The organism is Collimonas antrihumi (assembly GCF_018304965.1).
Taxonomy (GTDB): Bacteria; Pseudomonadota; Gammaproteobacteria; order Burkholderiales; family Burkholderiaceae_D; genus Collimonas; species Collimonas antrihumi.
The window spans coordinates 64651-85688 of sequence record NZ_JAGQED010000021.1; the positions used below are offsets into that span (position 1 = coordinate 64651).

At 53.2% G+C, this 21038-nt stretch carries 25 protein-coding genes and 3 tRNA genes; 22 read left to right on the top strand and 6 right to left on the bottom strand.

Going from position 1 to position 21038, the window contains the following annotated elements:
• The first annotated feature begins 17 nt into the window (after positions 1 to 17).
• Together KHU29_RS16445 and KHU29_RS16450 are read left to right on the top strand one after the other, a co-directional pair.
• On the top strand, positions 18 to 326 hold the full coding sequence (locus KHU29_RS16445) for a DUF4404 family protein (RefSeq protein WP_246542146.1): 309 nt from the start codon (positions 18 to 20) through the stop codon (positions 324 to 326).
• A gap of 222 nt (positions 327 to 548) precedes the next feature.
• Complete coding sequence (locus KHU29_RS16450) at positions 549 to 1448, top strand: recombination-associated protein RdgC (protein ID WP_211453857.1); 900 nt, start codon at positions 549 to 551, stop codon at positions 1446 to 1448.
• Between the two features lie 69 nt (positions 1449 to 1517).
• Here KHU29_RS16450 and KHU29_RS16455 read toward each other — a convergent pair whose 3' ends face one another.
• Positions 1518 to 2648: a GGDEF domain-containing protein gene (locus KHU29_RS16455; protein WP_211453859.1), complete on the bottom strand. Its 1131-nt coding sequence runs from the start codon at positions 2646 to 2648 to the stop codon at positions 1518 to 1520.
• Positions 2649 to 2936: 288 nt separating this feature from the next.
• Here KHU29_RS16455 and KHU29_RS16460 point away from each other — a divergent pair, with 288 nt between their 5' ends.
• Entirely contained in the window at positions 2937 to 3455 is a 519-nt protein-coding gene (locus tag KHU29_RS16460) for a hypothetical protein (protein ID WP_211453861.1), read from the top strand.
• A gap of 101 nt (positions 3456 to 3556) precedes the next feature.
• Here KHU29_RS16460 and KHU29_RS16465 read toward each other — a convergent pair.
• A tRNA-Asp gene (locus tag KHU29_RS16465) sits at positions 3557 to 3633 on the bottom strand.
• A gap of 35 nt (positions 3634 to 3668) precedes the next feature.
• Positions 3669 to 3744: transfer RNA gene (locus KHU29_RS16470), tRNA-Val, on the bottom strand.
• A gap of 402 nt (positions 3745 to 4146) precedes the next feature.
• Here KHU29_RS16470 and KHU29_RS16475 point away from each other — a divergent pair.
• The 7 genes from KHU29_RS16475 to KHU29_RS16505 all read left to right on the top strand — a co-directional run bounded on the left by KHU29_RS16475 (position 4147) and on the right by KHU29_RS16505 (position 7923).
• A complete protein-coding gene (locus KHU29_RS16475; protein WP_211453863.1) occupies positions 4147 to 4611 on the top strand; it encodes an energy transducer TonB in 465 nt (154 codons plus the stop codon).
• 222 nt (positions 4612 to 4833) lie between these two features.
• Positions 4834 to 5244: a nucleoside diphosphate kinase regulator gene (gene rnk, locus KHU29_RS16480; protein WP_211453865.1), complete on the top strand. Its 411-nt coding sequence runs from the start codon at positions 4834 to 4836 to the stop codon at positions 5242 to 5244.
• Positions 5245 to 5355: 111 nt separating this feature from the next.
• Positions 5356 to 5865 carry a hypothetical protein gene (locus KHU29_RS16485; protein ID WP_211453867.1) on the top strand — a complete coding sequence of 170 codons (510 nt, stop codon included), beginning with the start codon at positions 5356 to 5358 and terminating at the stop codon, positions 5863 to 5865.
• Between the two features lie 209 nt (positions 5866 to 6074).
• Positions 6075 to 6374: an ElaB/YgaM/YqjD family protein gene (locus tag KHU29_RS16490; protein ID WP_211453869.1), complete on the top strand. Its 300-nt coding sequence runs from the start codon at positions 6075 to 6077 to the stop codon at positions 6372 to 6374.
• 37 nt (positions 6375 to 6411) lie between these two features.
• Positions 6412 to 6798 (top strand): phage holin family protein, encoded by a 387-nt coding sequence (locus tag KHU29_RS16495; protein ID WP_211453871.1) that lies wholly within the window; start codon positions 6412 to 6414, stop codon positions 6796 to 6798.
• Between the two features lie 14 nt (positions 6799 to 6812).
• Positions 6813 to 7190 carry a hypothetical protein gene (locus KHU29_RS16500; RefSeq protein WP_211453873.1) on the top strand — a complete coding sequence of 126 codons (378 nt, stop codon included), beginning with the start codon at positions 6813 to 6815 and terminating at the stop codon, positions 7188 to 7190.
• A 67-nt stretch (positions 7191 to 7257) separates the two neighbouring features.
• Entirely contained in the window at positions 7258 to 7923 is a 666-nt protein-coding gene (locus KHU29_RS16505; protein ID WP_211453875.1) for a YiaD family glycine zipper/OmpA-like lipoprotein, read from the top strand.
• A 102-nt stretch (positions 7924 to 8025) separates the two neighbouring features.
• Here the strand turns inward: KHU29_RS16505 and KHU29_RS16510 are convergent, their stop codons facing one another.
• Positions 8026 to 8634: a c-type cytochrome gene (locus tag KHU29_RS16510; RefSeq protein ID WP_211453877.1), complete on the bottom strand. Its 609-nt coding sequence runs from the start codon at positions 8632 to 8634 to the stop codon at positions 8026 to 8028.
• A gap of 199 nt (positions 8635 to 8833) precedes the next feature.
• On the opposite strand from KHU29_RS16510, the gene KHU29_RS16515 reads away from it, so the two are divergent.
• The 6 genes from KHU29_RS16515 to KHU29_RS16540 all read left to right on the top strand — a co-directional run bounded on the left by KHU29_RS16515 (position 8834) and on the right by KHU29_RS16540 (position 13746).
• Positions 8834 to 8909: transfer RNA gene (locus tag KHU29_RS16515), tRNA-Arg, on the top strand.
• A 101-nt stretch (positions 8910 to 9010) separates the two neighbouring features.
• On the top strand, positions 9011 to 10054 hold the full coding sequence (locus KHU29_RS16520) for a tyrosine-type recombinase/integrase (protein WP_211453879.1): 1044 nt from the start codon (positions 9011 to 9013) through the stop codon (positions 10052 to 10054).
• 394 nt (positions 10055 to 10448) lie between these two features.
• Positions 10449 to 10772 (top strand): helix-turn-helix domain-containing protein, encoded by a 324-nt coding sequence (locus KHU29_RS16525; protein ID WP_211453881.1) that lies wholly within the window; start codon positions 10449 to 10451, stop codon positions 10770 to 10772.
• On the top strand, positions 10769 to 11734 hold the full coding sequence (locus KHU29_RS16530; protein WP_211453883.1) for an ABC-three component system protein: 966 nt from the start codon (positions 10769 to 10771) through the stop codon (positions 11732 to 11734). Before KHU29_RS16525 ends, KHU29_RS16530 begins: the two co-directional genes overlap by 4 nt.
• Positions 11718 to 11966: an ABC-three component system middle component 8 gene (locus KHU29_RS16535; RefSeq protein WP_211453885.1), complete on the top strand. Its 249-nt coding sequence runs from the start codon at positions 11718 to 11720 to the stop codon at positions 11964 to 11966. Before KHU29_RS16530 ends, KHU29_RS16535 begins: the two co-directional genes overlap by 17 nt.
• A gap of 64 nt (positions 11967 to 12030) precedes the next feature.
• Positions 12031 to 13746, top strand: coding sequence for a DUF2326 domain-containing protein (locus KHU29_RS16540; protein WP_246542148.1), 1716 nt, complete (start codon positions 12031 to 12033; stop codon positions 13744 to 13746).
• Between the two features lie 310 nt (positions 13747 to 14056).
• Here the strand turns inward: KHU29_RS16540 and KHU29_RS16545 are convergent, their stop codons facing one another.
• Together KHU29_RS16545 and KHU29_RS16550 are read right to left on the bottom strand one after the other, a co-directional pair.
• Complete coding sequence (locus KHU29_RS16545; protein ID WP_246542150.1) at positions 14057 to 14344, bottom strand: antitoxin VbhA family protein; 288 nt, start codon at positions 14342 to 14344, stop codon at positions 14057 to 14059.
• Positions 14345 to 14369: 25 nt separating this feature from the next.
• Positions 14370 to 14915: a plasmid mobilization relaxosome protein MobC gene (locus KHU29_RS16550; RefSeq protein ID WP_246542152.1), complete on the bottom strand. Its 546-nt coding sequence runs from the start codon at positions 14913 to 14915 to the stop codon at positions 14370 to 14372.
• A gap of 849 nt (positions 14916 to 15764) precedes the next feature.
• On the opposite strand from KHU29_RS16550, the gene virB5 reads away from it, so the two are divergent.
• The 6 genes from virB5 to KHU29_RS16580 all read left to right on the top strand — a co-directional run bounded on the left by virB5 (position 15765) and on the right by KHU29_RS16580 (position 20734).
• The gene (gene virB5, locus KHU29_RS16555) at positions 15765 to 16490 is read left to right on the top strand and encodes a P-type DNA transfer protein VirB5 (protein WP_211453889.1); all 726 of its coding nucleotides are present in this window, start codon (positions 15765 to 15767) and stop codon (positions 16488 to 16490) included.
• A gap of 10 nt (positions 16491 to 16500) precedes the next feature.
• The gene (locus KHU29_RS16560) at positions 16501 to 16974 is read left to right on the top strand and encodes a hypothetical protein (protein ID WP_211453891.1); all 474 of its coding nucleotides are present in this window, start codon (positions 16501 to 16503) and stop codon (positions 16972 to 16974) included.
• The gene (locus KHU29_RS16565) at positions 16971 to 17234 is read left to right on the top strand and encodes an EexN family lipoprotein (RefSeq protein ID WP_211453893.1); all 264 of its coding nucleotides are present in this window, start codon (positions 16971 to 16973) and stop codon (positions 17232 to 17234) included. Before KHU29_RS16560 ends, KHU29_RS16565 begins: the two co-directional genes overlap by 4 nt.
• A complete protein-coding gene (locus KHU29_RS16570) occupies positions 17235 to 18287 on the top strand; it encodes a TrbL/VirB6 family protein (protein WP_211453895.1) in 1053 nt (350 codons plus the stop codon). It abuts the gene before it with no gap.
• A 445-nt stretch (positions 18288 to 18732) separates the two neighbouring features.
• On the top strand, positions 18733 to 19152 hold the full coding sequence (locus tag KHU29_RS22465; RefSeq protein ID WP_343216066.1) for a toll/interleukin-1 receptor domain-containing protein: 420 nt from the start codon (positions 18733 to 18735) through the stop codon (positions 19150 to 19152).
• Between the two features lie 544 nt (positions 19153 to 19696).
• Positions 19697 to 20734, top strand: a complete 1038-nt coding sequence (locus KHU29_RS16580) for a hypothetical protein (RefSeq protein WP_211453899.1) — start codon at positions 19697 to 19699, stop codon at positions 20732 to 20734.
• Positions 20735 to 21038 lie beyond the last annotated feature (304 nt).

Consider the following 21038-nt stretch of genomic DNA (forward strand, 5'->3'; position numbering starts at 1 on the left):
ACTCCAGGAGTAATACCATGAGCATAGACAACATCAAGACATCGCTGGAAAAACTCCGCAGCACGCTGGAAAGCAGCGGCACGGTGGACAGCGAGTTGAAAGGCTTGCTGCAATCGCTGGATACCGACATCCAGGAATTGCTGAAATCTTCGGAGGCCACTACAACGACGGCAACAACAACGTCGGCGTCAGCACCTGCCTCCGATATCCGCTCCGCCCTGATAGAACGCGCCCAGGGCATTTCTGCTCGTCTTGCAGTACGTCATCCGCATCTGCAACCCGTATTGCGTGAAATTGCCGATACCTTGACCAATATGGGCATTTGATCGAGATTAGATCGAAGCTCACCTGGCAGGCCGGAGAGGATAGCACCTCCCGTCCTGCACACTTTTCAGGCAAGCCTGGCGACAGCTGCAAGACTTAACTTAACGCTACGCTCATCCGCCCTGCTTGTTTAGCCATCTTATTTGATTGCTTTGCTCCCTGAACTCCCCCTGCTCAGCCGGTTGGGAACAGAGCAATTGTCATTATTTTTTTATTGGAACAATATGTGGTTTAAAAATCTGCAGATCTACCGTATTCCCGCACCATGGGCCATTTCGGCCGAACAACTGGAGGCGTTCCTGGCGCCGCAGGCATTTGCCAAGTGCAGCAGTCTGGAATTGCAAAGCCAGGGTTGGCTATCGCCACGCGACAACGGCATGCTGGTGCATACCGTGAATCGCCAGATGATGATTTTGCTGGGTACCGAAAAGAAATTATTGCCGGCCACGGTCGTCAATCAGGTGACCAAGGCGCGCGCCGCCGAAATTGAAGAACAGCAAGGCTATGCGCCCGGCCGCAAGCAACTGAAAGATCTCAAGGAGCAAGTGACCGACGAGCTGCTGCCGCGCGCATTCAGTATCCAGCGCAATACCTGGGTCTGGATCGATCCAGTGAACGGCTGGCTGGTGATCGACGCCGCCAGTCCGGCCAAGGCAGAAGAAATCCTCAAACTGTTGCTGGGATCAGTCGACAAATTGCTGGTTTCCAGTCTGCGCACTGCCCATTCGCCGCTGACCTCGATGACCAACTGGCTGGCATCGGACGAAGCGCCGCACGGCTTTACCGTGGATCAGGACACCGAATTGCGCGCCGCCGGCGAAGGCAAGGCCACCGTGCGCTACGTGCGCCACACCATCGAAGCCGACGACGTGCGGCGTCATATTGCCTCCGGCAAGCAATGCACACGGCTGGCAATGACCTGGGCCGACCATATTTCCTTCGTGCTGACCGAATCGCTGGCGATCAAGCGTATCGCACCGCTGGACGTGCTGAAGGAAGGCAACGACACCAGCAGCAAGAATGACGACGAACGTTTCGATTCCGACATGATGCTGATGACCGGCGAGTTGAACAAGATGCTGAGCGACCTGGTATTTGCGTTGGGCGGCGAACCGGCGGTCTGACGCAAGCGGTCAGCAGGGGCGGTCCGAAACTCCGCGCCGCAACTAAGTTCAGACCTTTGCGTTCAACCTTTAGAAAGCCCTGATGGTGGTGCCACCGTCGGAAGACTCGAAACTGTCGGGGCTGATCATGACCCGGTTGCGGCCGGCCGCCTTGGCGCCATACAGCGCCATGTCGGCACGCTGGAAGGCCTCGTCTATGCTTTCGCCCGGGCGGAAATCGGTAATCCCGATGGAGGCCGTCAGGACAATATCCTTGCCGAACTTGCTCCAGTCATACATTTCGGTCTCGGCGCAAATCCGGTCCAGCGCCGTCACGCCCTCTTGCACCGTGGTGCCGGTAAGCACCAGCACGAATTCGTCGCCGCCGTAACGGGCAAAATGGTCGCTCAGGCGCATTTCATTGCGTACGATCTCAACAAAGGTCTTCAGCACCATATCGCCGGCTGCGTGGCCAAAATTGTCGTTAACCGACTTGAAACCGTCCAGATCCAGGATGGCGATGCAGAACGGCGTACCGCCGCGCTGGAAGCGCTTTTGCTCGACCGCCAGGATTTCCATCAGCGAACGGCGGTTTTCGATATTGGTCAGCTCATCGCGCGTAGCCAGCTCCTGGACCCGCTTCATCGCCAGCACCAGTTGCTGGTTCTTTTCCATGATCTTGCGCTGCATGCGGCTCAGCATGTTGGTCAGATAGATGCAGCGGCCCAGCGTCAGGATGAAGGACAGGCATACCAGCAACTGGCTGAAATTGTTCGCCACCGGAAGCTGCAGGCGCGCGCCGGCCACACCGAAAGCCAGCACCAGGGCTAGCGAACCGACCAGCCAGCTCACCACGTACCAGAAGGTACTCAAGCCCAGCACCCCGAAGCCGTAGATGATGAAGAAATTGATCAGGAACAGGTAGCCCACTTGCGGTGCCAGGATCATGAAACCGGTCTGCAGCAGCAAAGCGATGACCACCTGCGGGAAAGTCAGGGCCGGATCCTTGTAGCCCTGGTTGAAGCCGCCACGGATTATCAGATAGAAAATACCGTTGGTTATCACCACGGCCATGCCGTAAAGCAGCGCGATTTCGGGCCCAATCACCCCGGCACGCGCAAAACCCCACAGCAGCATGGTATCCAGCAGGCTGCTCAACGCTGCGCGCCCGAGCATGCCTAATGCCATCGCATTCACTTCTTTTCGTCGTTGCTGTTTCATGTCTCCGACTTCCCGTTGATTGCCATTGTTTTATTCACCTTTATAGGCAACCAGCAGTCACGCATGACTGGCAGCGATTCATGTTGTGGGAGAAATGGATGCAGGACATGGTGCCAAAAAGAAACAATAATGCCATGTTCTGGTGATCGCACGGATGCGGGATTAGGTTATGTATCAAAATTATTGCACTACAGATATTCTATAGCTTACTGGTAATTTAAGCCGCATCGGCAAAAGTGGTGCAGTAAATTTTAGGCGTCTTTAGCGTTTTAAGGGGATCAGGGCAGTATGAGAGTCATTATTTTATTATTAGTTGCCATCGGGATAGGCGGTTGGTACTGGAATCGTCAAAATTCCATCGATGAGGAGAGCGTCACGCGCTTTTACGACACCGCCACCGAGCACGTCCTGAATGGCCGTGGCAAGGAGTTGTGCGCAATGCTGAGCAAGGATTTCACGCGCACCGGCATCAATTCCACCAGCCAGGGACGGCTTCAGGAGAATTTCGACAAGGGAGAAACCTGCGACAAGTACAACAAGATGTTTGAATCGCTGGCGCAAGCCGGAAGGCAAGGCGACATATCCACCAATTACCAGGTCACCATCGAGCATATCGAGATCGGCAAGGATCGCAAGAGTGCAGAGGTGAAGGTCGCCACCAATATCAGCATGGCCATCGGGCCGATCGGCAGGATCGCCGAGACCAGGGACAAAAGCAGCGAGACACTAGTGATCCGCAATGGCAAGCTGTTGCTGCAAAAATCCGAGGGCAGCGCGATAACACGCACCATTGGCGACCGGTTTTGATCCCCCCATTGAAATTGCGGACAAAAAAAGACGACCTTGCGGTCGTTTTTTCATTTGTATTCTTGAAATAAAAACGCCCGCTTGCGCGGGCATTTGTATTCTGGCGGAGTGGACGGGACTCGAACCCGCGACCCCCGGCGTGACAGGCCGGTATTCTAACCAACTGAACTACCACTCCTAAACTACTGCTTCATTTACGATCATTTGGCCACTTGGTGGGTGCTGAGAGGCTCGAACTCCCGACCTACGCCTTGTAAGGGCGCCGCTCTACCAACTGAGCTAAGCACCCAAAATGCACACTTAGACAGCCAAATTTTCTTAACGTATGTCACTACGTCTGAAGGGGGCAAATTGTACAACGGTTTTTTTAAATTTGCTAGCGCTTCGTCGCATTTTGTTTTGAATAGTTTTTTGCAGTACTGCGTTTTCGCCCGCAACCCCGCGTATTTACTGGGTTGGAGGTGCTAACGACGAGTTTTAAATTTCTCCGTATTTTCTCCCGCGATTCTTTTTACCAGGTCTGTTTGCCGAGACGGAACATCAGGTGCATATCGACTGTCTTAATCAAACATAGCTTGATAGAGATCGGTGCCAACGGTGCTGCTGGCGGATAATCCAGCCATCTTAGATTTACAATAAGAACTACCAATACTTATAAAATAATTAACTTAATCTATGGAGATGCACTGAAATGAACGCCCGAATCAGGATTGGCTTGTACTCCGTCAGCGCGATCATGCTGGCTGCCTGTACCAACAAGCTATTGGAATCGCCACTGTCTTCCACCACGTCGAACGCAACTTCAACGGCCACCACGCTGGATGACTATAAGCGCGGGCTGGCGCAAAGAATTGTCGCGGTCAACTCGAGCGAGGTGTACGTCGGAAGGCCGCAGGCACTATTGCGCGCCGTGATTGTCGTCAAATATTTCGTGAACGCCGACGGTCAATTGCTGCGCGCGGACATCATGCGCACCAATCGAGACCGCAACGCCGAAGCCACTGCGCTGGCAACGCTACGACGCGCCGCTCCCTTCCCCAAACCGGATAGCAGACTCCTGCGCCGCGGCGAAGTCGAGGTCGCCGAAAGCTGGCTGTTCAATAACGACGGCCGCTTCCAGTTACGCTCTATCGCCGAACGACAAATGGACGAGTAGCCGCCAGCGTTATTGCCCGATTGCGGTGCGATCCTGGCCCAACACTGGCCCAACACTGGCCCAACACTGGCACGATCGTGGCGCGATTGTGTCCGACTTGCTTCCGGCGCGCTTCTCGCCTACCATCGAGCTACCAGCCGGAACGCAAAGTTCGACCCCGTGCGCAATTCCACCACGCAGCGTTCGCACCTATATCCCCTTTTTCTACGAGACAGCACCGCAATGGATAACCAGCCGCCACTTATCATTTCCAGTTTCGACCTGGAACGTATCGAACAATTGCTGGCATCGAACGCCTACCGCAACCTGCCCGGTATCGACGCCTTGCAGAACGAACTGGGCCGCGCCACCGTGGTGGCTCCAGAAGAAATCCCGCCGGGCGTGATCACGATGAATTCGGCGGTGCGTTTCGTCGACGAGATCAGCAACACGGAATACGGCATGACGCTGGCCTACCCCGGCCCATCCAATCCGCCTGACGCGGTATCGATCCTGGCGCCGGTCGGCAGCGCCTTGCTGGGCCTGTCGGTGGGTCAGTCGATTTCCTGGCAAGGTCCGGGCGGGCGGCCTTTAAAGCTGCGCATACTGGATGTGACCTATCAGCCGGAAGCCAACGGCGAATTCCATCTTTAATAAAATGCACAATGGCGTGCTGCATCGTCAACGGTGCAGCCGCAAATTTTCGCAAGTTTTCAATACGCGGGATTTTCGCGTCAGTTACACAAAGAATAAAGACAGGCCATCATGTTAAGTGCAGATTATCAACGCCCTGCCAAGCTCTACCGTTACTCGGAACGGCAATGGCTGGAGCGCTCCCTGACGCTCGGAGAATTCCGTTTGCGTCCACCCGCAGAAAGCCTGCAAATCAGCAATCTCCATCATTCACGCGGCGCGGCAACCCGGGCGACACCGCAAATGCTGACCTTGAGCTTGAGCAGCAGCGGTGACGCCAGCTTGTTCAACGCGTTCGCACCAGCGGATTGCTGCCTGGTGATTCACGACACAGAGCAATTCGGCGAGTTGATCCACCGCGCAGCGCAGCGTGTGCTGCCGAACTGGGCCGGGATTGACGCCGCCGTCAGCTACGGCCAGCCCAGCCCTTTGGGCAGCGCTTTCAGCAAAGCCAAGCGCGATGCGTCTCACCATGAATGGCTGTTTGCCTGGCGGCCGGCGCAAGCGACCATCGCCTTGCGCCCCATCGTTATCCAGATCGGCAACATCGAAGCGATTGCAGAACTTCAAAACAAGAAATAAAAATACGATATAAGACTTGATTGCTGCAACACAGGTCGCCCGCCCCGGGTGACTGGTTGGCGCACGATTAGCACGATCAATATCAAAAAGACACTTTGTTGGCAGACAGGCACAGGAGCCTGTATCATCGATACGACCGACTTGGTTCTGCCGCAGTTTTTACAGAAGCGGCCGCTATACTAGAAATTCACGAATGAAGGAGCCACACGATGCACCGATCCACTCTGAGAACCCGCAGCGATCTCCGCAGCATGGTCGAAGATGCGCAACAACTGTTTCGCGAAGCAGCCACCAGCACCGGCGAGAAAGCCGAAGATCTGCGTAACAAAGGTTTGGAACTACTTGACTCTGCCGTGTCTAAGGCACAAGACGTGCAAGCTGCGGCAATTGAAGCAGGCAAGGAAATCGCCGCCACCACCGACGACTACGTTCAGGAAAATCCGTGGCGCGCGATCGCTATTTCGGCCGGTATCGGCTTGCTGGTCGGCCTGGTGATTTCCCGCAAATAATCGCAGCATAAAAACGCAGCATAACTATCAGGCTCGCATGAATCCACAACAACCCAAGCATGGCAGTCCGGGCCTGGTGTCCGGGCTGGTCGGCACCGCCAAGAACATGTTTGCGCTGGTGATTAGCCGCATCGAGCTGGCCGCACTCGAATTCTCCGAGATCGGCTCCCATCTGTTCAAGTTGTTCCTGGTCTGTGCGCTCGGCATCGTCGCCCTGTGGTTTGCGCTGGCCTTCTGGAGCGGCCTGGTGCTGGTGCTGGCCTGGGAAGCCCTGGGCTGGAAGATACTGTTGATCCTGGCCGTATTCTTTACGATTCTTGCGATCGGCACCGGCTTGTATGTGCGTAGCGTTTTGCGCCAGGGCCGGCTCGGTTTGCCGGTGACCATGGCCGAACTGCGCAAAGATCGCGATGCCTTACTTTGAACACGGGACCTGACATGAGCAAATACTCAGGACTGGAGAGCAGGCTTTCAACCGCCGAGCGCAAGCAAAAACTGCTGCAGGAAGGCGCCGCCTTCCGCGCCGACATGCTCGCCTCACGCGATATCGTGCGGGCGCATCTGCACAGCAAATCGCTGGCGTCCATCGTGCTGGGCCGGATTACCGGCATTGCGTCTTCGGCATTCAACAATCCGATCAATCTCAAGACCGGCAATCTACGGACCATACTGCCGTTGCTACTGACCGGCGCGTCATGGTTATCAAGACGTGGCGCCCGCAAACCCCTTCTTATCGGCGCCGCCGTCATCGCAGCAATTGGCGGCGCAATGTTTATCAGCAGTAGAAATACCAAGGCAACAACGGACGATGAATAACCGCAATCTCCAGCCGGAGATGCGGAGTTTTTTGCTGATGCTGTCTCAACCTAAGAGAGGAAAGACCATGAATAAATTCAAGATCGGCGCCCTGGCTCTGGCAGTTACCGTAGCAACCGCTGGCTGTGCCAACATGACGGAAACGCAAAGAGACACGGGAATTGGCGCTGGCGCCGGTGCCGTACTGGGCGGCCTGGTGGGCGGCATTGCCGGCCCGGGTGGAGCCAAACGGACAGCTGCCGGTGCTGCAATTGGCGCTGCAATTGGCGCGGTTGGCGGCAATATCTGGGGTAAGCGCCAGCAAGAGCAAAAAGCAGCGATGGAAAAAGCTACTGCCGGTACTAACGTGCAAGTCACTCAAACTGCCGATAACCGCTTGAAGGTCAACGTTCCAGCCGATACCGGCTTTGCTACCGGACGCGCCGACCTCAATCCAGCGCTGCGTCCGATCCTGGACCAGCTGGCGACAACGCTGACTCAGAGCCCGACATCGCTGGTGGAAGTCTACGGCCATACGGATAATACCGGCACGGACGCCATCAACGGTCCGCTGTCACGTCAGCGCGCGCAGAATGTCAGCAGCTACCTGAGCAGCCGCGGCGTCGCGCCAAACCGCATCACCATGGACGGTCTCGGCGCCTCGCAGCCGCTGGTTGCCAACGATACAGCAGCCAATCGTGCGATTAATCGCCGCGCCGAGATTTATGTGCGGGAACCGGCTCCTGCTCAGTAAGGGCGGCAACGGGCTTATTGATCTGCCGACCAAGTCCTCGGACGAAAAAAAACCAGTCAATGTTTTGACTGGTTTTTTTACGACTCCCGGATCAGGAATGAATTACTTTGCTGCCGGCTCCGAAGCAGCGCTGGCTGCTGCAGAAGCTGAAGCAGCTGCACTTGCCGATGCATCGGCAGCTGCGGCTGGCGCAGCAGGCGCCGGCACTGCCGGTTCCTTGAACTTGCCACCGGATTGATTGGCCATGTAGACCACGGCGCGTGCAACTTCGATATCGTCCAGGTCGGCATTGCCGCCCTTGGCCGGCATCGCCCGCAAACCGTGCAATGCATATCCGACCACCTTGTCGTAACCCTCGGCCAGACGCGGCCCCCACGCGCCGGCATCGCCAACCTTAGGCGCGCCAGCTACGCCAGCTGCATGGCAAGCTGCGCAAGTAGATTTGAAAACTTCTTCGCCCGACAGCAATTGCTTCGGTGCGTTAACATCCTTGAAGGTGAAACCGGCATCGGCCACGGGACTGATACGGGCGGCAATCGCTTCCGGCGTCTGCCCTTCGGAACCGGCGCCGACTTTCTTGCCGGCAGTGACGTATTGCACCAACAATACGATGCAGATGATGGGGACCAAAAAGCCCGCTGCAATGGCAATGATCAGTTGCTTTGGTGTTCTGATCGCGGATTGATGTTCTTCGTTATGTGCGTCGCTCATGATTCCCTCAGTGCAATTTTCAAAGCCGTAGCCGGATAGGCGCAAAAAACAGTTGAAACCGCCCAAACAGCACACGATCCCCCGCCAAACCTTTGATTATAGTCGCAATAATTACTATTTGGAACGGAGAAACGTTGCTTTACATGGACGCGCGCGCAGAAAAACGGTATCCTTCATGCCTCTTCACCGTTCCTCTTATGCGGCTGTAGCTCAGTGGATAGAGTATTGGCCTCCGAAGCCAAGGGTCGCTGGTTCGATTCCAGCCAGCCGCACCAGTAAAATCAAGGCTCTCCGCCTATTTTCAATTATTCGTATTGCCAGAAATCGATTTATTGTCCAAAATCTGTCCAAATGAAATTCTTTTGGCAGGGGTTCTATGGCATCATTTCGAAAACGTGGCGAACTACAGTGGCAAGCCCGCGTCGCCCGAAAGGGCTTCCCAGCTCAAGTAAAAACCTTCAACACAAAATCTGACGCCGAAGCATGGGCAGCAACCGTCGAATCTACGATGGCACGCGGCACTTTCGTCAGCAGCGCCGAATCTGAGCGGACAACATTCGGCGAAGCTCTTGAGCGCTATCAACGGGAAATTACCGTTGGAAAAAAAGGGATCATGCCCGAGCAGAGCCGTATTAAGAAATTGCTTGGCGATCCCTTGGCCATTCGATCGCTGGCCAGCATTCGGAGTAGCGACATCGCCAACTACCGCGATAACCGCCTGAAAAAAGTGTCACCTCAAACTGTAATCCACGAGATCAATCTCATCTCAAACCTATTTAATGTTGCCAGAAAAGAATGGGGAATGGAGAATTTAATTAACCCCGTTGAAGTCATCAAAAAGCCTAAGTTGCCTAACGGACGTGATAGGAGACTTGTGAACGAGGAAGAAACTCGACTTCTCACTGCTGCCGGCGAAAGCTCTGTGGCCTTAAAGTCGTTGATCGTGGTTGCGTTAGGAACCGCCATGCGATTGGGCGAACTCCTTCGTCTGTCATGGATTGACGTTGATCTCGACAAACGAGTTGCGCTATTGCGAGATACAAAAAACGGTGATGCTCGACAAGTTCCTCTTTCAACCGCTGTAATAGCAGCACTAGAGCCACTTCCGCGTAACGAAGACGATCCTCGTGTGTTCTGGCACTGGAAAGCTAGCGACAGTATTCAGGCAACATGGCGTCGGGCGATAAAACGAGCGCAGGAGTTATACGAAAAAAATTGTAGGGAGATGGAATCAAAAGCGGATAGTGATTTCCTGAAGAATTTCCGCTTCCACGATCTACGCCATGAAGCGGCATCGCGCCTCTTTGAGCTTGGATTCAACCCCATGGAAGTTGCCGCAATCACTGGGCACAAAACACTCCAGATGTTAAAAAGATATACTCATTTACGAGCCGAAGACCTTGCAAAACGTATGGGTTAATACTTGTAGATAAACAAATTTAAAAAATGGACGGCTCCTCACTCACAATCGGAACCATATTTAATTCCAGCCGACCACTCGTTCCGAATTACATACGAGAATATCGTTCTGGAAGAATATCGAACCAAAGCCCGACGTACCAGCGTCATAAACCACGCTACTGATGGTTACCACGCGCCATGTAATACACGCCCACAAGATCAATTAGGATGTTTTGCCAGTATCCAAAAATCGGTAGGATACTTGTAAGACTGGTCAAAAGTTAATGCGATAGTTGGGGCATTACGTACAATACCCGAACGGGTATAATCGAATTCTAAAAAATCAAGTCGCTGTTTTAGAAGCGAGAAAGAATTCGACTCCGGAGTGTCGGATCAGCAAAAAGGGAGCCGTAATGATCGGTAAAAGTAAGCTTCAAGGGGCCAACAAGGTACTAGTTGATCTCTGTTTTGGCGATAAGGAAGAACTATCAGCTAAGGCTTCGCTCGCGGTCAAGCTCAATGGACTGATCGATAGGCGCAGTCTCAGTCAGACGGAAGCAGCCACCGTCACTGGCATGACACAGCCAAAGGTGTCTCAAGTCCGTCGCTACAATCTTCAAAATATTTCACTCGAACGACTGATGCAGGCGCTGGTGTCGCTCGATCAACATGTCGAGATTATCGTGCAACCAGCTCGTCGCGCACATGCGCGCGGCATTACGGTTGCCGCGCGATGAAGTTCGCCTACGAGGATTTGAGCGATGATCAGTTCGAAAAGCTGATCGTCTTCTTGTGCCAGCGCCTGCTCGGCATTTCAGTGCAAGGCTTCGCCAAAGGGCCTGATGGCGGACGCGATGCGAAGTTCGTTGGCACAGCCGAATTACACCCAAGCAAAGCTGCACCATGGGTAGGAACGATCATCGTCCAGGCCAAGCACACCAACGGCTACAACCGGAATTTTTCCGAATCCGACTTCTTCAGCGTAAACGCAACAAACACAGTGCTCGGCAAGGAAATTCCTCGCATCAAAAAACTGCGCGAAGCCAAGCAGCTCGATCACTACATGCTGTTTGCCAACCGGCGGTTAGCTGGCAATGCCGAAAGCGAAATACGCGAGTACATCGCGGCGCAATGTGGCATTCCCGTTTCGTCGCTCTACTTGTGTGGCCTGGAGCAACTGGAGAATCTGCTAAAAGCTTTTCCTGACGTTGCAGCGATGGCCGATCTCGATCCAATCGATTCACCGTTGATCGTTAGTCCGGACGACCTTGCCGAGGTTGTTCAGGCGCTAGCCCGGCAGAAGGATAGCGTCTCGGCATTGCTTGATGATCCACCGACGGCGCGGGTCACTTATGAGCAGAAGAACGTTCTGAACAACATGAGTGCAGAGTATGCCAAGGCACAGCGCAAAAAGTACCTGAAGGAGACGGCGCAGATTCGTGCGTTTCTGGCCGCGCCGGAAAACCTCGAACTGCTGCGCATGTATGAATCGGTGGTCGATGAGTTTCAGCTCAAGATCATTGCGAGGCGCAAGGACTACCAAACTTTCGATGAGGTGATGGAGTACCTGGTGGACCTGCTGTTCAACCGCGATCCCGTGCTACGGCAACATGCACACAAACGCCTGACGCGCGCCGTGCTGTTCTATATGTATTGGAACTGCGATATCGGGGAGGTGGGGGATGCTGCGGCCGACTAAGCACTCGCACCCGGATCGCACGGTGATCAACGTTGCGCTGTTGTTGTTGATACGACTGAAAGATCGTCGCGTAGATGAATACGCTGCGTTGCGCAAGTTCGCGAAGAAGGCGGTCATTGGGGGCGACGTGCTATTCCTTCCGGCGCTGAATTTTCTTTACCTGATGGGACTGATCGACTATCGCCCCAAGACTGACGCAGTGGAATACGTGGGACCCAATGAAACTGTCTAGACTCTATTCAAACAAGCCTGACCTGTTTGAGCCCGTGGACTTTGTGCAAGGCTTGAATGTTGTTATGGCAGAAATCCGTCTGCCGGAAAACCGCGAGAAGGATACCCACAACCTTGGGAAGACCACTCTGGGGCGCCTGCTCGACTTCGGGTTCTTGGCCGGACGCGATGCTAAGTTCTTTCTCTTCAAGCACCTTGATCTCTTCAGAGACTTCGTCTTCTTCCTGGAGATCGAGCTTGAAGATGCTTCGTTCCTGACGATAAGGCGGGGCGTGGAGGAAGCGACGAAGATCAGCTTCAAGAAGCACGAAGCCGGACACCAGGACTTTTCGTCCTTGTCGATTCCAGAATGGGATCATCAGGAGGTAGCGTTTGATCGCGCACGCGATCTGCTCGATGGCTTGCTCGATTGGCGCGCACTCAAACCGTGGTCGTATCGCAAAGGACTCGGTTATCTATTGCGCTCGCAGGAAGACTTTCGCGAGGTGTTTCAGCTACGCAAATTTGCATCCAAGCATGCCGACTGGAAGCCGTTCCTTGCACACATGCTGGGCTTCGATGCGAAGTTGATTGCCTTGCACTACGAGAAGGAAGACGAACTGTCCAAAAAGCAGGACATCGCACAGACCATCAAGAACGAACTGGGCGGTTCCATCGAAGACATCAGCAAGATTGAAGGCATCCTCTTGCTCAAGCAGAAGGAAACCGAGAAAAAACAGAAGTTGCTCGATGCTTTCGATTTTCGTGCTCAGGACAAGGACCGGACCAAGCAGTTGGTCGATGATATCGACGAACGTATCGCGGCACTCAACAGCGAGCGCTATTCCCTGACTCAGAACAGGAAGAAGATACTGACGTCGCTGGAAGAAGATCAGATCCTGTTCAATCCAGATGAAGCGCAGCGCTTGTTCGAGGAAGCTGGTGTGCTCTTCAAGGGACAGGTCAAAAAAGACTTCCAGCAGTTAATCGCCTTTAACCGGGCAATCACGGATGAGCGCCGCGGCTACCTTCAAGAAGAGCGTGCAGAGGTCGAGGCCGAGCTGAAGCGGGTCAACGCGGAACTTGGCGTTCTGGGCAAGAAGCGCTCCGACATGCTTTCGTTCCTGAGTGAAACCGACATTTTCGGCAAGTTTCGGCAAGTTTCGGACGAGATGGTAACGCTCCGCGCCGACATCACTTCCTTGGAGCGGCAGCGTGGCTTCCTGCATCGCTTGCAGGAGTTGCGCGCCGACATTAGGGCACTGACTGAGGCGTGCCGGCATCTGCAAACCCAGATAGAAGCCGATGTCGAGAAACAGAACTCGGACCAAAACAGTTTATTCTCGTCGATTCGGGTCTATTTCAGTGAAATTGTCGAGGAGGTTATCGACCGCAAGGCATTGCTGAGTGTCTCCCCTAATCAATCGGGACATCTTGAGTTCAAGGCGGAAATTCTGGATGAATCCGGCAACGCGACCAGTGCCGACCTTGGATACACATATCGTAAGTTGCTGTGCATTGCGTTCGACCTTGCCGTATTGCGCGCCCACCTCGATGACAAGTTTCCGCGCTTCGTTTACCACGACGGTGTATTCGAGTCACTGGATGACCGCAAGAAGGAGAACCTGCTGGTGATCATTCGTCGCTATGCAGAGCTTGGCTTACAGTCCGTCATAACCCTAATCGATTCAGACCTGCCAGCTCGGAACCGCGAAGAATCTGTATTCACCGCAGATGAAATCATCTTGGTCTTACACGATGAAGGAGACCAAGGGCGTTTGTTCAAGATACGAGCATGGTGATGGCGTACTGTGTGCCCTATGGGGTCAGCACTGTTCGCTGATCAGCTGGATAAAAGTAAACCGCCGACCTAACCCGCTTCTTCTTTAAATTCCGGGTAAAACGTTGGGTATTCATGGACTTCCTCCTATGGCTATATCATAGGTCAGAAGTGTCTACCAGACCGGGTGCAGTCCGCCCTTGTTCGGAATGGTCGTCAGAACTCAGATAGCATGTCCGCCATCTCGCCCCGGAGAGCTGCATGCCATGTACTGGATTAATTTCACGCTCAACTATAGGCTTAAACTTCAAGCTGCTCGCGCTTACCTGGTGTCACTTTCTTACCGGCCCTAAGGCTGATTCAATTTCATTCACCTTCACGAACTCGACAAGCTCGATTTCGCCATTAATGAACAGCTGAGCATGAGCTTCCTCTTTCGTCGACGGCTTGAAGCCCTCAAGACCCACAGATGCCCGCGCAAAATTAACGGCATCTTCGCGACGTTGGCGTTCGGCAGCAGAAACGGAGCACTTAATCGAACGGTGATCCAGTTCTGCGGCTTCGAGGACACTGGATCGTAATTCTGGTCCGCCCGGCAATGTCATCTGAATTTCTTTCATGATCTCCCTTAAACTGGCAATTCATTCATACTATATCCCACCTTTCGAGACTGGCACGAATGGCCGTACTGACAACATCAGTATGCTTATCAATCTTCTCGCGCAATTGATCGATTGCCTGCTCAGTTACCGGCGCAAGATTACCTTCATTTAAACGCTTGGCAATCTGATTCAAGTTTCGTCCGATGGAAAGCAATTGGTAATTCGACTCACCAAGAGCGTCAATTTCGCTCATGCTGAACTGCGGTTCGCGAGTAAGTCCGGCACGGATTGCATCAATGATCCATCGGCGTTGGGAACAGCGTTCAAGGTCGGCCCTCTCCAAAACAGCGGCTTTCTCAGATTGGGTCAGCAGAATTTCAAATCGCACCTTAGGTTCGTCGCTTGGAGCTTCATGCACCTGTTGATAAATTTTTGGCTGCGGGAATGCACTGGCTTTTTCAAGCTGTTGCTCGATAGCTTCTTTGATAGCAGCACCAGGCGTCTTCCCTAGACCAACACAGTAGTCAATCCAGCGGGCTTTCAGGTCGGCTCCTAGGTGAATATTCATTGCCCGACTCGGTTTATCCATAACGATTCCACGGGTTGGTCAAAAGAGTGATAAACATTTAATCGCACTTTGTGCGCACACAATACCGGCGGTTAGCCTATCCTGCAATAGTCCTCGTACTTTTACGTTTTTGGTCATGACCAAATAAATCTGCACGTCGCTGGCTCGCTCTGCATCAGCGCTGCCACCAGCTTCATCAGTTCCGCTGGAAATTTGTTCATGAACAAACTTAACTTCGCCGCCCCTGTCCGGCTCTTGCGTTGCTTGTCCCCTTTCAACGATTGGTGCCGGCGTCCCTTCAATCCATCGGCCAGCTCAGAAACTGTTTTGCACGTAATTTCAAGGTCTTTGGCACATCAAGCCGACAATCACTTGTCGGGACGTGTTCCGCGATGTGCATTTACCGCTGCTAGTCACCTTCAAAATTTGGTCATGACCAAATTTCCGATGTGCACGTCAGAGTCAAATATTCGAGTTCATGATGTGGTGACTGGCATCAAATGCGACACCGTTGCTTGTCACCATCGACTAAACAGCGCCAAGATGAGAAAATTGGGTATGCCAAAGCATAGTGTTTTGGCATACAACAATGAACAAAACGAACGCTGATTTTTATGCCCCAAGAACGCCTCGGCGTACCGGGTGCGGCCCCGAAAAGAACGGGCCTGACAGGTGGGAAAGTAGCTCATAAGAGCCACCAGACAAGCAGCGGAAAGACGCGCCGTATAGACCACATCCAAAGAACGCCTCGGCGTACCGGATACGGGCCTTAAACAAGCCCTGACAGTCGGGAACAGTAGCTCGCAAGAGCCGACAGACAGGCCGGAAAGACGGCCCGGCGTTCGCCCTCAACCTTTTGGAGTGGCGAACATGAAAACTCTCTATATCTCTTTCCTTCTGGCCAGTGGCATTCTCATGTCCTCGGTCGCTCACGCTCAAATTCCCGTCACTGACGTTGCTTCCATCGGAACACAAGTCTCGAACCAGATCGAGACGATTGCGAAGTGGAAAATACAGTACGACCAGATGATTAGCCAGATTGACCAAGCCAAGCAGCAATACCAATCGCTAACTGGCTCGCGTGGCCTCGGCAACATCATGAACAACCCTGCCATGCGTGATTATCTGCCGGGCGACTGGCAAGCGGTTTACGATAGCGTGAAGAATGGCGGTTACTCGGGTCTCTCCGGCACCGGGAAAAGCGTCTATGACGCGAACAAAATCTATGACGCCTGCGGGCAACTTACGATTACACAGCAGCGGACGGCATGCGAAGCACAAGCGGTAAAGGGTTCACAAGACAAGGGATTTGCCCTCGATGCGTACAACGTTGCAAAGAGCCGGATCAATCAGATTGACCAGCTCATGCAGCAAATCAACCAGACCCAAGACCCGAAAGCCATAGCAGAGCTACAAGCTCGGATTGGCGCTGAGCAGGCAAATATCCAAAACGAGCAAACGAAGCTGCAAATGTATTCGATGGTCGCTGCTGCGGAAGATCGAGTGCAAAAGCAACGGCAGCGGGAACTTAATGCGCAAGTCGTTGATAAGCGCGGCTACCCAACCCTGCAAATTGTTAACCCACTGTCAAAGTAAGGGGAAAATCATGTTTTACGTTCTAACACTTGTTCCCGTCTTAATGGTCGTCATAGCGATTTATCGCTATTGGGTCAGCGTTCGCAGAATCGGTTATTTCGATGAAGTTGTACGGCGTGCGCCTAACTGGTTGCCTTTAGACGGCGTGGCGGTCGGTGCTGCCGGTTTTGTGGCGTATTACGCCGCAATGAACTGGTGGGGGTTCACAATTCCCATGCTGAATACAGAACCACTGCCCGCATGGGCCAATATGTTTATGGCTGTCTTGTCGTGCTTTGCCTGCATGGGCTTGGCCTACTTCAACGCCGGCATGCGGTTTGATCGTCCGTCGTGGATTGGCATGCGTGAAAGCGCCATCCGAAGCGTTGCCGCCCTGCGCGTCATTGATGCCCTGGAGCTGGCCCGCCTACTCGAAATCGCTCGACAGAATGAAGCTAAATCCGGCCACGTAATCGAAGGCGAAGACTGCGAGGTGCGCAAATGAAAATGCTCTTTGCTTTTCTGTTCGTTACAACTATGACCTTGGTCGGTTGCGCCGAAAAAACCCCGGTGCAAACCATCGATTGGTACAAAACCCACGAAGTCGAGCGGCTGGCTATGATCGAAAATTGCAGCGCAAATCCGGGGGAGCTGGCGGCTTCGCCCAACTGCATCAATGCCAAGACAGCAGCCAATCACATCGCAGTTGATAAGCGCGGCTATCAGAAATTGACTCCCATCAATCCACTGAAAGGAGGTAATTAAATGGAATTCTCTTTATTCCAGTGGATCGGCGGAAGCGTCGATGCAATGCTAAACACGTTTATCACGCAAACCGCATCCAATGTAATTCTTGGGTTTCAACTTCTCGTCCTAACCGGCGTCACTCTTTACATGACACTAACCGGCTATGCCATTTCAACCGGGGCAGTTGAACAACCATTTCAGACATTTATAAAGCAGTGCATCAAGATTTCAATTATTTCTGCTTTTGTAATGATGGCAGACTCTTACACGTTCACCGTCGTTTCTGCCATGCAAGGTCTTGAATCTGGCATAGCAGACATCATGTCTAGCCCCAATGCTCAATCGGCAAATATCTATCAAGTATTGGATAAGTCGGTTAGTTCTGGTCTTGATGTTGCTTATGACATGATGGGTAAGGCCGCAAAACGTGAGTTCTATGAAATTGGGCAAATGTTTTGGGACTTGATAAATGCCCTCATGATGGCAATTGCGGTTTTCCTAATTCACTTGCCGGCCGCCGCAACAATCATCATGGCAAAGCTCGGGCTTGGCATCCTCCTAGGGATTGGCCCGCTCTTTGTCGCAGCATTGATGTTTCCTATAACTGCACCTTGGTTCGACAAGTGGTTTCAGCAAGCGATGACGTTCATTCTTGAAATTGCAATCGTGATGGTCGTTGTTACGGTGGGTGTCGCGCTCTATAAAAACTTGTTTGAAAAAGTAATCGTGACAGGTGCTGACAATCCAATTGCATCCTTCGTCCAAATCATTGCCCTGGCACTCATCATTTTGTTTGCACTGAAAAAGACAAGTGGATTAGGCGCGCAAATTGCCGGCGGCATCTCGTTCGGTGCAGTAACATTCCGCAGCATGGCCGAAGGTGTTGGAAATGTCGTCAACCCAAAAACGACGCGCCGGGATATGCAATCGGGAATGATGGTCACAGCAGGCCGCACCAATCACCTAGCCGCAGGTAACACGATGTGGAACCCTGCCTATAAGCAACATGTCTTATCCAACTTGGGGAAAAATTGGGGGGCCGCGAAAGGCGGGAAAGTCGGCCAGGACTGAACTGTATTAGCTCAGACTTGACCTGACACAAGCTGTCAGATGAGTTAGAGTCCTCATTCAGCACTACCGCCTGGCGCTTTGTGGTAAGGCTAAAACGAGTCGATGGTACTCGATACCAATGGCTGCTTAACCCCCTACTTAAAATAACGATTACAAATGGAAGGATTACGACATGTCTAGATGCACTGCACCAGTAAGAGGCCATCGCACAGCGAGCGCCGCGGCGGACTGCCCGGCATGTAGTAGCCGCAGCAGCTACCGGTCATACCTGTCATATTCACCCCCTTCCTACCCCTCGTCGGGGAGCAGCGGGGGCGGCCGGAGCAGCGCCGGCGGGTCTGGTAGCAGCGCAAAGCCGCGCTGGTCGCGACCAGGTTCGTCCGTGGTGTATACGCCAGCCGAGGTGCGAACGCTTACGCCGGTCCGCGACAACGTTGAGAAGCGAGTGTCCGTGCCCGATCTTCGGGACGTCTTTCTTTGCCACGCGTGGGACGACCGGAAAGGGGCCGCCCAAGAGCTGCATGATCTGCTCGAGTCGCTCAATGTCTCAGTTTGGTTCAGCGAGAAGGATGTCGCCCTCGGCACGTCGTTGCTCCGTGAAATCGACAAAGGGCTGGCGAAGTCGAGAGTCGGGATCGTGCTGGTGACCCCCGCGCTACTGAGCCGCGTCCGAGGAGAGGGCATCGCCGACAAAGAGCTTTCCGCACTCCTGGCGCGTGACCTGCTCGTTCCCATCGTTCACGACACGACGTATGACGCTCTCCGCGAAGTCAGCCCCCTGCTCGGCTCAAGGAGCGGCCTGAGCACTGCAGAAGATACGATGGCAAATATCGCGGCCAAGCTCGCCGAGTTGGTTGCCCCCTAGCTTTATGCCCACAAAAGCGACAGACCGTTTAGGAGCGGGAGCTGCCGGTCGCCGGACCTCATATGTCAGGTCAAGTCTGAGCTAGTACAACTGAACGTCTGTTCACCTCGATCTGTTAACGGCCTCGCTTCGGCGGGGCTTTTTCTTTGGCCGACTATAATAATAGTAGTAGTAATACTATTACTACTACGCTACTGGGAACGCTCCGCACTTCGCTTGGGCAACCCCTTCGGTTGCACCCCGCGTCCGATCTTGCCAGACTGGCTGCGGGAGCAGGCCACCGCTCCGCTATGTCCTGCCCCTTGCTGATAGGCTGTATAGTTTCCATCAGTGTCAAGAGTACGCTGCGCCGACATCCTCACCCGTTCAGTGCTCGCCTATGGCTGTGCTCCGCTGCGGCTTCCGATGCCGCTCTTGACACCGATTCCATCTATTTTGCTGCACTGTTGCTACTGCGACGACCAAGCCCCCGGCTCAACAATAATAGCTTTCCAAAAAGCAGCGTTCTAAAATAACAAGACAAATCGAGATAAGAAACTCATACATGCCATACCTCTATCGATACGACCCGTGGAAATCACATCTTCAGCTAAAAAACGACATGCTACGCGCACGTTATTGGAGTCTGAAGTATAAAAACAGTTGGAAGCATGAATCTCTGATTGCTGCCGAATCGAACCTAGCAGACGGACAATCTATATTTCGCATTTCCTTCTGGAAAAATGTTGAATCTCTATTCAGCAGAATTACGCCGGAGTTCTGGACAGAGCTGCATGTGTTGCAGCGAGTCCGGGCAGACCATCCCTTCTTCCAAACCTTCACCAAAGAAGACGATGATTTTCTCCCGGATACGGCTTGGCTATTCTGGAAGACAGATCAAAGGCAAGCAGAGCAAGAATGGTCTCAAGAAGGAATACCGCGACCGGATATTGAAGTGCTCGATTTTGATGGGCAATGGAAGCCATTTGATAAATCGAACATTATGGCGTCAGCGGACACCCGTCTTGGGCAATACGGATTTCGACCGTTTTACTTTATGACCAATGGCCGCGTGCCAACCGTCGTGTACGGTGCTTCTCGCATGTTAGATGGTTTAGGAGATGAGCCGGCAGTGGTGTTCTTGCTGACGCATGCCTACGAATCGTCGCTTCGTATCTACAACGATGAAATTGCCATCCAAGGAGTACTGGATTCGCTCCGACAATGTTCCATTAACATCCCGGTTAAAAATATACGGCTATTTATCTTCGACGAAGGCCGCTACACTTACGACCGTAATCATTTGGCCGAAATTCCTATCAAAGAAATTTGGCGCGAACGCGTGTCGCAACACATAATTTCGCGCTGGGTGCATTTCTTTTCTACAAGGCGACAATTCGACCAATTCATCGAAGTCAGTAACCATAATGTGCAATGGTACAGCGACGACCACTCGGTTTATCACAAGGTTTTGGAAGCATTCCAATTACCGCGTCAAAAACATCTCTTGAAACAATATTGTCAGGGAATCGAGATCGCGCGACATCAAACTGCAATATCGTCTGAATCACCAATTACTGACATCGACTTTTCCGATAGTTGATTAACGTAGCGGGGGCGATTTGAGTCTGATCCGGCGAAGCCGGACTGAGCGAGCGAAGCGAAGACACAGCCGAATGGTCAGATGCCGCCGCAGGACGGCACCCCTGCCTTTCATGACAGCATGCTGCCCCGAAGCCCGTAGGGTCGGGCGGCCGCCCCGCCCGAGGGTATGCTGTTCCGGAACGTGTCAATGAATTTGAAACACCTTGGTTAAATCGGTGAGAGTCTAAATCTCGGTATCAGGCAGCTTTTTTCTCCGTGAATGGCGGGTTGATCCAGGCGGCTGTCGGCAGCTTTTGCGGTTG

Coding starts and splice junctions, on each gene's coding strand:
- KHU29_RS16445 (WP_246542146.1), top strand. CDS start 18: ATGAGCATAGACAACATCAAGACATCGCTGGAAAAACTCCGCAGCACG.
- KHU29_RS16450 (WP_211453857.1), top strand. CDS start 549: ATGTGGTTTAAAAATCTGCAGATCTACCGTATTCCCGCACCATGGGCC.
- KHU29_RS16455 (WP_211453859.1), bottom strand. CDS start 2,648: ATGAAACAGCAACGACGAAAAGAAGTGAATGCGATGGCATTAGGCATG.
- KHU29_RS16460 (WP_211453861.1), top strand. CDS start 2,937: ATGAGAGTCATTATTTTATTATTAGTTGCCATCGGGATAGGCGGTTGG.
- KHU29_RS16475 (WP_211453863.1), top strand. CDS start 4,147: ATGAACGCCCGAATCAGGATTGGCTTGTACTCCGTCAGCGCGATCATG.
- rnk (WP_211453865.1), top strand. CDS start 4,834: ATGGATAACCAGCCGCCACTTATCATTTCCAGTTTCGACCTGGAACGT.
- KHU29_RS16485 (WP_211453867.1), top strand. CDS start 5,356: ATGTTAAGTGCAGATTATCAACGCCCTGCCAAGCTCTACCGTTACTCG.
- KHU29_RS16490 (WP_211453869.1), top strand. CDS start 6,075: ATGCACCGATCCACTCTGAGAACCCGCAGCGATCTCCGCAGCATGGTC.
- KHU29_RS16495 (WP_211453871.1), top strand. CDS start 6,412: ATGAATCCACAACAACCCAAGCATGGCAGTCCGGGCCTGGTGTCCGGG.
- KHU29_RS16500 (WP_211453873.1), top strand. CDS start 6,813: ATGAGCAAATACTCAGGACTGGAGAGCAGGCTTTCAACCGCCGAGCGC.
- KHU29_RS16505 (WP_211453875.1), top strand. CDS start 7,258: ATGAATAAATTCAAGATCGGCGCCCTGGCTCTGGCAGTTACCGTAGCA.
- KHU29_RS16510 (WP_211453877.1), bottom strand. CDS start 8,634: ATGAGCGACGCACATAACGAAGAACATCAATCCGCGATCAGAACACCA.
- KHU29_RS16520 (WP_211453879.1), top strand. CDS start 9,011: ATGGCATCATTTCGAAAACGTGGCGAACTACAGTGGCAAGCCCGCGTC.
- KHU29_RS16525 (WP_211453881.1), top strand. CDS start 10,449: ATGATCGGTAAAAGTAAGCTTCAAGGGGCCAACAAGGTACTAGTTGAT.
- KHU29_RS16530 (WP_211453883.1), top strand. CDS start 10,769: ATGAAGTTCGCCTACGAGGATTTGAGCGATGATCAGTTCGAAAAGCTG.
- KHU29_RS16535 (WP_211453885.1), top strand. CDS start 11,718: ATGCTGCGGCCGACTAAGCACTCGCACCCGGATCGCACGGTGATCAAC.
- KHU29_RS16540 (WP_246542148.1), top strand. CDS start 12,031: ATGGCAGAAATCCGTCTGCCGGAAAACCGCGAGAAGGATACCCACAAC.
- KHU29_RS16545 (WP_246542150.1), bottom strand. CDS start 14,344: ATGAAAGAAATTCAGATGACATTGCCGGGCGGACCAGAATTACGATCC.
- KHU29_RS16550 (WP_246542152.1), bottom strand. CDS start 14,915: ATGGATAAACCGAGTCGGGCAATGAATATTCACCTAGGAGCCGACCTG.
- virB5 (WP_211453889.1), top strand. CDS start 15,765: ATGAAAACTCTCTATATCTCTTTCCTTCTGGCCAGTGGCATTCTCATG.
- KHU29_RS16560 (WP_211453891.1), top strand. CDS start 16,501: ATGTTTTACGTTCTAACACTTGTTCCCGTCTTAATGGTCGTCATAGCG.
- KHU29_RS16565 (WP_211453893.1), top strand. CDS start 16,971: ATGAAAATGCTCTTTGCTTTTCTGTTCGTTACAACTATGACCTTGGTC.
- KHU29_RS16570 (WP_211453895.1), top strand. CDS start 17,235: ATGGAATTCTCTTTATTCCAGTGGATCGGCGGAAGCGTCGATGCAATG.
- KHU29_RS16580 (WP_211453899.1), top strand. CDS start 19,697: ATGCCATACCTCTATCGATACGACCCGTGGAAATCACATCTTCAGCTA.